Origin of the sequence: Bifidobacterium margollesii (genome assembly GCF_002860355.1) — a bacterium.
GTDB lineage: Bacteria > Actinomycetota > Actinomycetes > Actinomycetales > Bifidobacteriaceae > Galliscardovia > Galliscardovia margollesii.
In genome coordinates, this window is the sequence record NZ_NMWU01000046.1 from 1 (window position 1) to 11,725 (window position 11,725).

Here is an 11,725-nt window from a genome sequence, read left to right on the forward strand (position 1 = left end):
CGTGAGTTCGAGCGGATGATGGACGGCAAGATCGAGGACGTGCTGCGGCACAACCGCGACCGCCTGCAGGCCGCATTGGACGATCCGGGCACGCCCGCGAACGCGCTGCCCGCGATCAGCCGGCAGCTGATCGCCGTGTGCCGCGAACTGGACGATCTGAGCGGCGGTGACCCGCTGCTCGATCTCGACGACGAGCCGCTGGAGGGGGTGGATGCGGATGCCGGAGCGTCGGTTGTCTGAGATCGCTGCCCACCTCGTCCAGCCGTCGGGCATCGTCTCCTCCGACTTCACCCGGCTCAACAGGGTCGCCGTCAAGGCGGGCATCCGGTACGACCCGTGGCAGCAGGGCCTGCTCTACCTCCTGTTCGCCCGCAGGCGGGACGGCCGGTACGCGTGCGGCGAGGGCGGCACCGTGGTCTCCAGCTGCCGTCAGATCGGCAAGACGTTCACCATCGGCACCGCCATGTTTCTCAAATGCATCCTCCATCCCGGCCTGAAGGTCATCTGGACCGCGCACCACACGAGAACGTCGGACGAGACGTTCAACGACCTGTGCGACCTCGCCAGAAACCGGCTGCTCTCCCGCTACGTGGAGCGCATCCGCCGGGCGAACGGCCAGCAGGAGATCGGCTTCCGCAACGGGTCGAGGATCATGTTCGGCGCCCGCGAGAACGGGTTCGGCCGAGGCCTGCACTCGGTGGACGTGGAGATCTTCGACGAGGCGCAGATCCTCACCGTGCGCGCCTTGGACAACATGCTGCCCGTGGTCAACACGAGCCCGGATCCGCTGGTCGTGTTCATGGGCAACCCGCCCAAGCCCGGCGACCAGTCGGAGGTGTTCGAGGGGAAGCGACGGTCGGCGCTGGCCGGCGTGGACGGCATGGCGTACGTGGAGCTCGCCGCGGACCGGGACGCCGACCCCGACGACCGGGGGCAGTGGGCCAGGGCGAACCCCTCGTATCCGAAGCGCACGAGCGAGACCGCGATCCTGAGGATGCGCAACCTCATGGCCCCCGACAGCTTCCGCCGCGAGGCGCTGGGCGTGTGGGACGAGACCGCGGCGTCAGCGGCCATCGACCCCGAACAGTGGAAGCGGGCCGCCACCGACGGCCCGGTCACGCCGGGCTCGTCCGATCTGGTCGGCTACGCGATCGACATGAGCCCCGACCGGAGCACGCTCGCCATCGGCGGCGCGGTCAGGCACGATGACGACACCGCTCACGTCGAGCTGCGCGCCTTCGAATCCACGAAGGCCAGGGGCACGGCGTGGGCGGTGGACTGGATCGCCGAGCACTGGCCGCGCACGGCGAGCGTGGTCATCGACGGCCAGTCGCCCGCCATGAGCCTGCTGCCCGACCTCAAGGCGCGGCACGTGAGGGTGATCGTCACGAACGCCGCGGACATGGGACGCGCCTGCGGGCGCCTGCTCGACATGCTGCGCGACCATAGGCTCACCCACCTGACGGACGACGAACAGCCCGCGTTGGCGAAGGCGGTCGCGAACGCCGCCACGAGGAACATCGGGCCGTCCGGCGCGTTCGGCTGGAACAAGACCGGCAGCGACATCGACATCAGCCCGCTGGTGGCGGTCACGCTCGCCCTGTACGGCACCTACGTCACGAAACGCAACCCGAACAGGAGACAGGAGGTGATGGTCTGACATGACCGACCATTCGATAGCGTCCGGCAGCCCGTACCTCAACGTCGCCGGCTCCCGGATCGGCCGCATCAAAGGCGTGCCCGACGACGACATGCACACGATCCGCCGCCTGCTCAAGGTGTGGCGCGACCACTACCCGCGCAACCTCCTCCGCAGCGCGTTCTACGACGGCAAGCAACGGTTCAACAACCTCGGCATATCCATCCCCAACATCGTCGCAGCCAAGGCCGGCGTCGTGGTCGGCTGGCCGCAGAAAAGCGTGCGCGCCCTCGCCGACAAAAGCGTGTTCGAGGGGTTCGAGACGCCCGACGGCGACCCGGACGGCATCGCCCGCATCGTCACGGACAACGCGCTGACCGACACGATGGGCGAGGCGATCATCAGCTGCTACAAGCACTCCTGCTCGTTCCTGACCATCGACTACGATCCCGACGACCCGTCGGGCGAACGCATCCTCGTCACCCCGCGCTCGGCGGACTGGTCGGCCGCGATCTGGGACAACACGCGCCACCGGATCGCCGCCGCGCTGACCGTCACCGACAACGACCAGTGGGGGAACATGACCGCGTTCAACGCGTGGCTGCCCGGCCGCAACTACGCATGCCGGCACGACGCGGGAGGCTGGAACGCGGAACGCCAGGACAACCGGCTCGGCCGGGTCGCGGTCGTGCCCATCGTCTACGACCGGGGCGACCGGCCGTTCGGGCACAGCCGCATCAACCGCACGCTCATGAACCTCACCGACATGGCCATGCGCACCATGATCCGCATGGAAGCCAGCGCCGAGTTCTACTCGGTGCCCAAGATCTGGTTCCTCGGCCTCAACCGCGACGCGTTCAGCCAGGACACGTGGAGCAGCCTCGTGTCCAGCATCAACGCGGTGAGCCGCGACGAGAACGGGGACGTGCCCACGCTCCAGCAGGTCACGCAGGCGAGCATGCAGCCGCACGGCGCCATGCTCGAGACCATCGCCATGCTCGCATCCGCGGAGACCGGCATCCCGGCCGAACAGCTCGGCATCCGCCTGACCAACCCCACCAGCGCCGAGGCGCTGGCCGCGGCGGAGGACCAGCTGACCCGGATCGCGGACCGGCAGAACCGCGCGTTCGGCGTCCAATTGATGAACGCCATGTCGATGGCCGTCCAGCTGCGAGACAACACGGCCGACCCGCCTGACCTGACCGGGATCCGCCCCCTGTGGGCTCCGACCCGCGTCGTGTCCGAGGCGGCGCTAGCCGACTACTACGTGAAGGTCGCCGGGGCCAACCCCGCGTGGGCCGACAGCGACACGGGCCTCGCCAGGCTCGGCCTGAGCGCCGACGAGCGCCGAAGCTTCCGCGCCTACCAGCAGCGGGTGCGCGCCCAGGAGCACATCGACCAGCTCAGGGCGCGCGCCCTGCAGCCCCAACGGCAGGCGGGGGATGCGACCGCCCGGCAGACGGCGGTCTCCGCCGACGCTTCGCAGCCTGTGGATGCGCAGACCCCCCCCGATGAGCTGAAGTCGCGGTTCGATGCGCTGGGCGTGGCCGTGCGGGCCGGCGTGGAGCCGGAGGACGCGGCGAATCGTCTGGGTTTGGCGGGCATCCGGTTCACGGGCATGGTCCCGGTCAACCTGAAGGAGGTGGCGGATGGCGAATCCGGATCCGGCCCCGCTGTCGGACGACGCCCGCAGGGAACTGGAAGCGGAGCTGGGACGGCTGACCAGGGCGTATCAGGACGATCTTGAGAATCTGGCCGAGTACGCGGCGGGACTCGTGGAATCCGAACACGGCCGGCCGGACGCCGACCTGACCGGGATCATGCGCGACTGCGCGCGCGACGCCAGCCAGAGGGCGGACGAATACTACAACGAGATGCGCAAGGCCTACGAGAACGCCTACGGGCACACGTTCGAGGACTACGCCACAAATGGCGTCTATGATCCCGACCATACGCTCTACCGCATGGTCGGCGGCTTCAACCACACCGATTGGAACGGCCTGAACTACACGCAGCTGAGGGACGGCCGGTCCCGTGCCGGGCTGACCGTGGACGACCTATGGCCCAGCCTGAGGAACCCGGACGACGCGATGCAGTGGGCCGCCGACATGGTGCGCGCCTCCGCACGCTACACCATGGAACGCGACATCGCCGACGACCCCACCGGCCCACGCTGGGCGCGCGTCACCGGAGGCGCGAAGCCATGCGCGTTCTGCGTCATGCTCGCCGGCCGCGGCTTCGTCTACCACAGCAAGGAGAAAGCCAGGTTCGGCGGCAGCTTCCACGACGGCAAATGCCACTGCACCGCCATCCCCGGCTGGAAGGACGACGTCCTCACCTCCGCCCAGCAGGAATGCAAGAGCATGTACGAGGCCGGCAAGGCCGCCGCCGGGGAGAACGCGCCGCGCAACGCCGAACTCGCCGCAATGCGCCGCATCTATGCAGACAGGCTCAGCGATGGCGTCACACCGGTTCCGAACATCCGATGGAGCCACAAGACCATCAGACCCACCGCCGACGAACTGGCGAGGCTGTCCGACTTCACCGTGCGTATGCCATGGGACCAATACACGCCCGAACAAAAGCGGAAGGCGCTTCGAGGGTGGACGGACGGCACGTTCAAGCAAATCAACATGGCACTGTACGGGCACTCCCCGGTAGACGACACCACTCGGGAACGCATCGACATGATAGACGAGGCCATGAGCGATCACTGGACTCAGAGACAATTCACCGTGGACCGGCTCATGCCATTGAGCACGTTTGAGCTGTCATCCGTCGAAGATGCTTTCGATCTTGTGCCGGGAAAGACCTATAACCATCCCGGATACATGGCTACGTCACTGCTTGACGGAGGTGTACTCGCCGACCGGAGTCTTGACCGGATCCCCACCCGGATCCTTGTCCCGCCCGGTAGCAGCGCAGTCTATCTCCAGCCAATCAGCAAGGCGAAGAAGCGACAGGAGGAAGTGCTTCTCGCCCGGAAGGGCCGGCTGCAAATAGAAGGAGTGGAAATCACGAAGCAGGGACCTATGGTGTTCGTCCGACTGGTAGACTGGGCATCATGAGTAGAAGCCCTTTCGATGATGAGGAATACGACCGTTTTGTATTCCACCCCGGAGACTTGATCGAGGTGACCGATCCTGAGGAGGTTGCTTCCTTATGCGAGAAAACCGGCATTTATCCGTACCCGGCGGAAAAACAAGCTTGGATAAGCGAAGAGGGTAAGGCTCGGTATCGCCAAGGCCTTCCGGTGTCCACTTTCGATCTGGCCGACGAATATGACCGGCTCAAAGCGCAGGGAAAGCTATAACGTCAACTGCGATCCAGATTTCTAACCACCCGCACGGGTGGTTTTTTTATGCCCGAAACGGGCCCCGACAACACAATTCAGGAGGAACCATATGGCCGAGGAAGCCAACAGCAACGCCGACCAGTCGCAGGATGCGTCCGAGCCGCACGGCGAGGAGCAGCAGACCGACTGGGAGGCCAAGTACCGCGAGACGCTGGCGCATTCGCGTGAGTGGGAGAAGCGCGCCAAGGACAACAAGGCGGCCGCCGCCGAACTGGAGAAGCTCAAGGAATCCACGCTGAGCGAGTCCGAAAGGACCGCGAAGCACATCAGGGAGCTCGAGACCGAGAACGCGGCCATGAAGACGGAGAGACAGCACGCCGAATGGGCCGCGCAGGTGTCCAAGGACACGGGCGTGCCCGCGGACCTGCTGCACGGCGACAGCCTCGAGGCCATGGGCGAGTACGCGAAGGCCCTTGACCAGTGGGCGCATCCCAAGCCCAAGGGCATGCCCGACCAGGGCGGCAGGCCGGATCATCCCGCCAGGGGGCAGGAGACCCGCGACTTCGTCAACCGCATGTTCTCCGCCTGACCTCCATCACAATCATCACGACAAATCCCGAAAGGAAACCACATCATGGCAATGACATTGGAGAAGCTGCCCCTGCCCAGGGAGCTCGCCACCGCGGTGGTCAGCAAGGCCAGGGACACGAGCACCATCGCCGCGCTCAGCCCGTCCAGCCCGATGATCTTCACCGACAAGGACTTCCTCATGTTCAACGGCAGGAGCGAGGCCGAGGTCGTGGCCGAAGGCCAGGCCAAGGGCTCTTACGAGCAGGACACCACCGTCGTGAGCGCGAAGCGCTTCAAGGTGCAGACCACCACGCGCGTGACCAACGAGCTGCAGTGGGCCGACGAGGACAACCGCACCCAGATCGTCGAGGCGATCCAGCTCGACCAGGCCGCCGCCATCGGCCGCGCCCTCGACTACGTGATCTACCACGCGGTCAACCCCAAGGACGGCGAGACGCTGGCCGGCTACGACGCGCTGACCGCAGGGGCGGTGCAGGTGCCCGCGGGCGACGACGACATCGCCAACGTGGACGCCCTGTCCGACGCGCTCAACCAGACCTACGACATCAACGGCGTCGCCCTGTCGCGCACGTGGGCCGCCCGCCTGCGCAAGGTGCGCGTCCCTGCCACCGGCATGCGCTTCTACCCGGAGATCCCCCTGAACCTGCAGGCCGGCAGTCTGGACGGCATCACCGCGGCCACGTCCGGCACGGTCAACGGCGCGAAGGCCAAGACCCCGACCGGCGTGCTCGCCCTCATGGGCGACTTCAGCCTGATCAAATGGGGCATGGTGCGCGACATGTACGCCACCATGATCCCCTACGGCGACCCGGACGCCGTGGGCACCGACCTGCAGAACGTGAACATGGTCGCCTACCGCACCGAGGCCGTGTTCGCGTACGCGGTCCTCGACCCCAAGGGCTTCGCCGTGCTCAAGACAGCGACGGAAGCGGGTGCGTGATGGGCTTCCCCGTGCAGAACCTCATCGTCCAGAAACGCACCGCCAAACACAGGGCCGGCCCACTGGACGCGCCCGTCGCCCTGTACAACCCAGACGGCACCCCGTTCGCCGGCGGTTCCGACGCACCGGCCGCACCGGCGGCCGGTTCTCTGACGCCGGCCATGCTCAACGGGTATGACGCCTCGACCGGCCACGGGCGCATCCCGCAGGTCAGGGCGGACGGCACTGGCTTCGATCTGATCGACCCGGCGACCCTCAAGGGGCAGAAGGGCGACAAGGGTGATCCGGGCGCCGCCGGCGCGAAGGGAGCCACCGGCGCCACCGGTCCCGCGGGGCCGGCCGGCAAGTCCGTGACCGCGATCGCCCTGACCGCGGACGCGGCCGGCAAGATCACCGGCGGCACCGTCACGTTCAGCGACAAGACCACCGCGGCGATCACCGTGACCACCGCGACCGCGTAAGGAGAAGCGTCATGGCCGACGAGGAGACCGATCCGGACGCGGATCCGGGCATGGGCGGCGACACGACGCCTCTGGCCACGCACGGGGATCTGGAACGCCGCTGGCACGCGCTCACCGATGCGGAGCGCGCGCAGGCCGACGAGCTGCTCGCCGACGCGAGCGAGATCGTCCGCGCCCACGTCGCCGCGTACTCCGAGACCCACGACCCCTCGTGGTGGGCGTCCCGACGCCGCAGGCTGAACCTGATCTGCTGCCAGATGGTGCGCACCGCCATGCAGCAGCAGGTCTCGGGCGTGCCCGACGGGGTCACCCAGTCCACCGAGACCACCGGCCCGTTCACCAGCTCGTACAGCTGGGCCAGCCCGGACGGATACCTGCGGTGGAGCGACTCCTACCTGCGGATCCTCGGTCTGGGCGGCCAGCGAGCCTACAGCATCGGCATGGATGACGGGAGCGTGATCGGCTGATGGAACGCATCGACGTGTACCGGGGCGAGACGGTGGACGACGCGGACGGCAACCGCGTGCAGGGGCCGCTGACACTCGTCTCCAGCTTCGACGGGCTCGTCGCCCCGATCACGGCGGGGGAGAGCCCGACCGACACGTCCCACGGGGTCACGGTCGGCTGCACGCTCTACATCCGCGCCGACGGGCCGACCGGCATCCTCGACACCGACGTGATCGGGGTGCGCGGCCGGCTCCTGCCCGTTGACGGGCCCGTCGCCTCGTGGCGGGACCCGAAGGGCCGGCACATCGGCGACGTCATCACCGTGAGACTGAAGGAGGGATAGGACCATGTCCGGGAAAGTCAGGGTCGTGCTCAAACGCGGCGCGTTCGGCCGGGAGGTGCTGCACCGGGCCGTGAAGCCGGTCATGGACGACGTGCAGGAGCAGATGGAGGGCATGGCGCAGGTGCATCCGTCGATCGATGTGTACCGCAACGAGGACACCGACCGTGCGAACGTGGTCGCCGCCTGCCCCGCGCCCGTGGAGCAGGAGCACGGCGTGCTCACGCAGATGATCGGCATGGTGGTCGCATGAGCGTGCTCGCCCCGCCCTCCAGGCCGCCGCGCATGGAACCCGTGCTGCTCCCGCTGCTGCGCGAACGCTTCGGCGATGCGAGGTTCGGCACGATCCGCGACCGGGGCAATCCCCGGCTCGAATGCGTGATCGTGGCCGAACCGCAGCAGCGGGCCACGCCCGTCAGCCAGTACGTGCGGCTGAGGGTCAGCGTGTGGGCGCGCCGCGACGACGGGACCGGCGACATCGACGCCGCCCAGCGGCTCGCCGCCGACATCGAACTGTTCCTGACCGGCCTGTGGCCGCCCGCCCCGATCGTCTCCATTAGGCACGAATCCGGGCCCGTCCGCATGGGCGACGGGGACGGCACGCTGTGCGCGTACCTCGTCCTGCTCCTGACCGTCTCCACCGTCCCCGCCCAGTGAACCCGCAAACCCAACCAACAGGAAGGCAATGAATCATGGCCGATACCAGCTACATCACCAGCGGCAACAACGCCCAACTGGTCAAATGAGCTGTGCTTCGAATCGGGTCCTATCACCGTCGAACATGCTTTTGCGATGGGCGAACGTCACGTACCGGAACGAAAGATTGCGGGCGAGTGTGAAGAACGCGAAGAACAGTCTCTTGCGATCCGCGAACGAGATGTCCTCGTAATCGTCGTGCCCGTTGAACAAAGGGCCGGCATGGAACGGGATGTCCGGCAAAGCCGAATCTGCCAGATGCCGTTCATACTTCCCGATGTGCGTGGTTATGGGCGTGGACTGCACATGGAACACCATCGTGATGAGATAGTATTTGGACAGCTTGCCCTATTCGCCGGACTCGTCCACGAAGATGCTTGATTCGCTCAACCGATTTCCCTGACAAGACGGCGGATAAAGGAATGCCGGGGGAATACCCCCTGCGACTTGGAGCCTCGCCCTTACGGGACGAAGCGTCACCATTATGACAAGAACCGGCTCTGACATGCAAGAGACAGGATTCATGATGGCTATACTAATGGCGAATGCCCCGGAACGTCACTCATGCGAAACATCATGAAACCCCGGGGATTTTTCTTTCCTGCACGGACAATTGAGTTTAAAGTCTGCGGTCATTGTTACCCATCGTTACCACGGCGGTCTTCCGCCTCGAACGGCGAAACCTCAAAACCCAAGCGGGAGTAAAGCTTATGGTCGGGCTGACAGGATTCGAGCCTGCGACATCCTGTACCATCGGGGGGTTGCTTTGCGAAAACCGGCTGCTATGGATGGGTGAAATGTCGTTGGAATCAAGCCATTTCTGAGATTTGGTGTTCTTTGCTGGAACCAATGCGTTTGGCTAATCCTGACGGTCACTGTTACTGAAATGTTACTGGGATTGGATGCTTGGGAAGGCGGCACGCTCGGCGTGTCGTGGATAATTGAGCCACGCTCCAGCGGGGTGATTAACTGGGTAACCCCTTGTTCGGTTTTTGGGTCGTTTCGTTAATTATTGTGAGCTTCGTTGGTCTCGTTTTCGTTGATGTGACGCGGTTTCTGGGCTATTGGTGAGGTTCGTTGATTACCGTTGATTTCGCTGTTCTCCGCGGTCATTGTGTCCCAGTTGTGTCCACTCCAGCGAGGGTGTTCCCCAGTCAAACGAGGCTGGAATGACTGGGGAACATGCTCGTTCTAGTACACGCGCTTGATTGACAAGCGGTTCTCCAGAATGAGTTTATGTAGGAGGTTCTTGCCGTGATCCTTGTTGTCGAGTGTTTCGCCGTACCTGTTAATCAGTTTTGTGACCTTGAGGTATAAGTCGGATCCGTCATATCTCCAGTCGGGGCGGTACAGGAACATGAGCGCCGTTGTTCCCCCGTACAGATTCACATGGTCGAAGATGGATTGGAAGTACGAATAATCAGCTTCGGATAGGGAATGCCCGAAGAACTTGATGCAATCCGGCGGCTCGTCATCAAACACATCACTGAATGCGTCATAGTGGGATGTGGATTGCAGAGTACGGAACGTCTTGGTGAAAGGAATCACGTCCTCGGCAGCAATCAGTTCACGCGGCCCCCGTGACCTTTGATCCAAGGCGTCGATGCCGATGATGATGTCGCCTTGGGTCAGGGATCCATGAATGAATCGAACGGAATCAAGACCGGGGAAATAGCCTTCATCCCTCCTTTGGAACGGTGACGTGTAATTGAAGGTCAGAATGGTGTTGTGCTGCTTCTCTAGGACGTTTGCATCGCTGAACGCCGGCATTCCGGCAATGCTTTCATACAGGTCGTCTGAGGAAATCGTATATTGCAGCGGATCATCATTTTCGGATTGGTCGACCACCTTCTTCAGATACGTGTATAGGGAATTTTCAAAAAGTGTTAATTCGCTACGCATGAAGTGCCGATAAACAGCATCCTTATGGTTGATTGACGATTGAAGAAAACCGACCGTCTGGATTTCATCAATCATCGAAGCCATGCGCTTGGCTATATGAGATCCAAGCAGATTGCTGGTATCCAAGACGTTGGGGTTGTCCAGCCCTTTCCTCACCTGAGCTATCGCATCATGCTCTATGACCTGTTCTCGAATGGCTTGTTCCACATTTGCCCACTCGCTGTGGCTATGCAACTTGCGGTCAAACAACACCATGTCCCAAGCGTTGTCCATCAAATCCATGGAGGGGTTGTCGCCGTACTTGTCCCTGAAATAATCCGCATAACCGGTCTTCAGCCCCTGCGCGAGATCGAAGCCGTTGCCAAGCACAATAAGCTGATGCTTGTACTTCTCTAAAGACATCTCCATGCGATTACCTTTCCTGCTGTTATTTCTGATGAGCAATATCGTCAGTTATCATCACATGGCTCTCGCTTACTTATCATCTATCGTCAAACCAACAACTAAGCCAAGAATGATGAAGCAATATGGCGCTATTGCTGTTTTCGTGGGTGTGGGTTCGTCGTTGAGCCGTTGATTTCGTAAGCGTGAGGGGCGTTCCCGTGTATTCTGTTTTCCGACCAAAGAAATGAACCACGGAGAACGCCTGATGAACAGCTTATTCAAACGTCTTCTCAACGTCAAAGGCATGGTCGTCGAGGACGTGCGGGTCGCGGACTCGCCGCTGCGTCCCGAGCCCGTGCTCGAGGTGCGCGTGCGCCCGCATGCCGGCATGCTCAGATGCTCCCGCTGCGGTCGGCGGTGTCCGGGCTATGACCGGGGCGGCGGCGTGCGCCGTTGGCGTCACCAGGACTTCGGCTGCTGGCGGGTGGAGCTGGTCGCCATGATGCCGCGCGTGGACTGCCCCGGGTGCGGCGTGGTCGTCGCCGCCATGCCGTGGGCCGAGCCCGGCAGCCGGTTCACGCGTGATTTCGAGGCGGAGTGCGCGTGGCTGATGACCGTGGCGAACCAGAAGACGGTGAGCGGGTTCCTGCGCGTCGCATGGCGCACCGCGGGCCGGATCGCCCATAGGGTCGCCGGACGGCTCAAGGATGTGTTTTAGCAAGTTGGCGTCCGCATTGGGGGGTGGTGACGTTTTCTTGGACTTCGTTGTCTGAATGGTCGTTCAGAACGATATCACATGTGTTCAGGCGACGAGCCCGAGCTCGATGCGCTTGTCCATGATGCTCATCCCGTATTCGAGTTTGATGCGCTTGTCCCGGTACCAGACCATGTACTCGTCCAGCATGCCGATGAAGTCGTCGATCGTGACGCCTTGGAAGCTGCGCTTGTGGAAGAACTCCTGCTTGAGCCGGCCGAAGAACCCCTCGGCTGCCGCGTTGTCCGGACTGCAGCCCTTCGCACTCATCGACCT

16 protein-coding genes are annotated in these 11,725 nt (G+C 63.7%); 13 read left to right on the forward strand and 3 right to left on the reverse strand.

Annotation, left to right across the window (positions count from 1 at the left end):
• From Uis1B_RS12090 to Uis1B_RS10650, 12 genes are all read left to right on the forward strand, one after another.
• Window positions 1-240 (forward strand): hypothetical protein (locus Uis1B_RS12090; protein ID WP_207763424.1); only part of this gene is annotated, 240 nt, incomplete at its 5' end.
• The gene (locus Uis1B_RS10600) at window positions 233-1,660 is read left to right on the forward strand and encodes a terminase (protein WP_341476257.1); all 1,428 of its coding nucleotides are present in this window, start codon (window positions 233-235) and stop codon (window positions 1,658-1,660) included. The genes Uis1B_RS12090 and Uis1B_RS10600, both read left to right, overlap by 8 nt.
• A gap of 1 nt (window position 1,661) precedes the next feature.
• The gene (locus Uis1B_RS10605) at window positions 1,662-3,386 is read left to right on the forward strand and encodes a phage portal protein (RefSeq protein ID WP_101618156.1); all 1,725 of its coding nucleotides are present in this window, start codon (window positions 1,662-1,664) and stop codon (window positions 3,384-3,386) included.
• Window positions 3,289-4,707, forward strand: a complete 1,419-nt coding sequence (locus Uis1B_RS10610) for a VG15 protein (RefSeq protein ID WP_101618158.1) — start codon at window positions 3,289-3,291, stop codon at window positions 4,705-4,707. The genes Uis1B_RS10605 and Uis1B_RS10610 overlap by 98 nt, the downstream gene beginning before the upstream one ends.
• Complete coding sequence (locus Uis1B_RS10615; protein WP_101618161.1) at window positions 4,704-4,952, forward strand: hypothetical protein; 249 nt, start codon at window positions 4,704-4,706, stop codon at window positions 4,950-4,952. The genes Uis1B_RS10610 and Uis1B_RS10615 overlap by 4 nt, the downstream gene beginning before the upstream one ends.
• Window positions 4,953-5,043: 91 nt before the next feature.
• Window positions 5,044-5,523, forward strand: coding sequence for a heavy metal transporter (locus Uis1B_RS10620; RefSeq protein ID WP_101618163.1), 480 nt, complete (start codon window positions 5,044-5,046; stop codon window positions 5,521-5,523).
• 45 nt (window positions 5,524-5,568) lie between these two features.
• A complete protein-coding gene (locus tag Uis1B_RS10625) occupies window positions 5,569-6,465 on the forward strand; it encodes a phage major capsid family protein (RefSeq protein WP_101618165.1) in 897 nt (298 codons plus the stop codon).
• A complete protein-coding gene (locus tag Uis1B_RS10630; RefSeq protein WP_133124927.1) occupies window positions 6,462-6,926 on the forward strand; it encodes a hypothetical protein in 465 nt (154 codons plus the stop codon). The genes Uis1B_RS10625 and Uis1B_RS10630 overlap by 4 nt, the downstream gene beginning before the upstream one ends.
• An 11-nt stretch (window positions 6,927-6,937) precedes the next feature.
• Window positions 6,938-7,393 (forward strand): Gp19/Gp15/Gp42 family protein, encoded by a 456-nt coding sequence (locus Uis1B_RS10635; protein WP_101618169.1) that lies wholly within the window; start codon window positions 6,938-6,940, stop codon window positions 7,391-7,393.
• Window positions 7,393-7,716: a hypothetical protein gene (locus Uis1B_RS10640; RefSeq protein ID WP_101618171.1), complete on the forward strand. Its 324-nt coding sequence runs from the start codon at window positions 7,393-7,395 to the stop codon at window positions 7,714-7,716. The genes Uis1B_RS10635 and Uis1B_RS10640 overlap by 1 nt, the downstream gene beginning before the upstream one ends.
• Before the next feature lie 4 nt (window positions 7,717-7,720).
• Entirely contained in the window at window positions 7,721-7,966 is a 246-nt protein-coding gene (locus tag Uis1B_RS10645) for a hypothetical protein (RefSeq protein WP_101618173.1), read from the forward strand.
• 32 nt (window positions 7,967-7,998) lie between these two features.
• Window positions 7,999-8,370 (forward strand): hypothetical protein, encoded by a 372-nt coding sequence (locus Uis1B_RS10650; protein ID WP_243390354.1) that lies wholly within the window; start codon window positions 7,999-8,001, stop codon window positions 8,368-8,370.
• Window positions 8,371-8,451: 81 nt separating this feature from the next.
• Here Uis1B_RS10650 and Uis1B_RS10655 read toward each other — a convergent pair whose 3' ends face one another.
• Together Uis1B_RS10655 and Uis1B_RS10660 are read right to left on the reverse strand one after the other, a co-directional pair.
• Window positions 8,452-8,715 (reverse strand): hypothetical protein, encoded by a 264-nt coding sequence (locus Uis1B_RS10655; protein ID WP_243390355.1) that lies wholly within the window; start codon window positions 8,713-8,715, stop codon window positions 8,452-8,454.
• An 885-nt stretch (window positions 8,716-9,600) separates the two neighbouring features.
• The gene (locus Uis1B_RS10660; protein WP_101618177.1) at window positions 9,601-10,719 is read right to left on the reverse strand and encodes an AbiH family protein; all 1,119 of its coding nucleotides are present in this window, start codon (window positions 10,717-10,719) and stop codon (window positions 9,601-9,603) included.
• Window positions 10,720-10,960: 241 nt separating this feature from the next.
• Here Uis1B_RS10660 and Uis1B_RS10665 point away from each other — a divergent pair, with 241 nt between their 5' ends.
• Window positions 10,961-11,413, forward strand: coding sequence for a helix-turn-helix domain-containing protein (locus Uis1B_RS10665; RefSeq protein ID WP_101618179.1), 453 nt, complete (start codon window positions 10,961-10,963; stop codon window positions 11,411-11,413).
• Between the two features lie 84 nt (window positions 11,414-11,497).
• On the opposite strand, the gene Uis1B_RS10670 is transcribed toward Uis1B_RS10665, so the two are convergent.
• On the reverse strand, window positions 11,498-11,725 hold a 228-nt coding region (locus tag Uis1B_RS10670; protein WP_165782865.1), incomplete at its 5' end, for an IS3 family transposase.

Bases quoted from the DNA above. Each gene is read 5' to 3' on its own strand.
- Uis1B_RS10625 (WP_101618165.1), top strand. From the start codon at position 5,569: ATGGCAATGACATTGGAGAAGCTGCCCCTGCCCAGGGAGCTCGCCACC.
- Uis1B_RS10645 (WP_101618173.1), top strand. From the start codon at position 7,721: ATGTCCGGGAAAGTCAGGGTCGTGCTCAAACGCGGCGCGTTCGGCCGG.
- Uis1B_RS10620 (WP_101618163.1), top strand. From the start codon at position 5,044: ATGGCCGAGGAAGCCAACAGCAACGCCGACCAGTCGCAGGATGCGTCC.
- Uis1B_RS10635 (WP_101618169.1), top strand. From the start codon at position 6,938: ATGGCCGACGAGGAGACCGATCCGGACGCGGATCCGGGCATGGGCGGC.
- Uis1B_RS10640 (WP_101618171.1), top strand. From the start codon at position 7,393: ATGGAACGCATCGACGTGTACCGGGGCGAGACGGTGGACGACGCGGAC.
- Uis1B_RS10665 (WP_101618179.1), top strand. From the start codon at position 10,961: ATGAACAGCTTATTCAAACGTCTTCTCAACGTCAAAGGCATGGTCGTC.
- Uis1B_RS10605 (WP_101618156.1), top strand. From the start codon at position 1,662: ATGACCGACCATTCGATAGCGTCCGGCAGCCCGTACCTCAACGTCGCC.
- Uis1B_RS10610 (WP_101618158.1), top strand. From the start codon at position 3,289: ATGGCGAATCCGGATCCGGCCCCGCTGTCGGACGACGCCCGCAGGGAA.
- Uis1B_RS10650 (WP_243390354.1), top strand. From the start codon at position 7,999: ATGGAACCCGTGCTGCTCCCGCTGCTGCGCGAACGCTTCGGCGATGCG.
- Uis1B_RS10660 (WP_101618177.1), bottom strand. From the start codon at position 10,719: ATGGAGATGTCTTTAGAGAAGTACAAGCATCAGCTTATTGTGCTTGGC.
- Uis1B_RS10615 (WP_101618161.1), top strand. From the start codon at position 4,704: ATGAGTAGAAGCCCTTTCGATGATGAGGAATACGACCGTTTTGTATTC.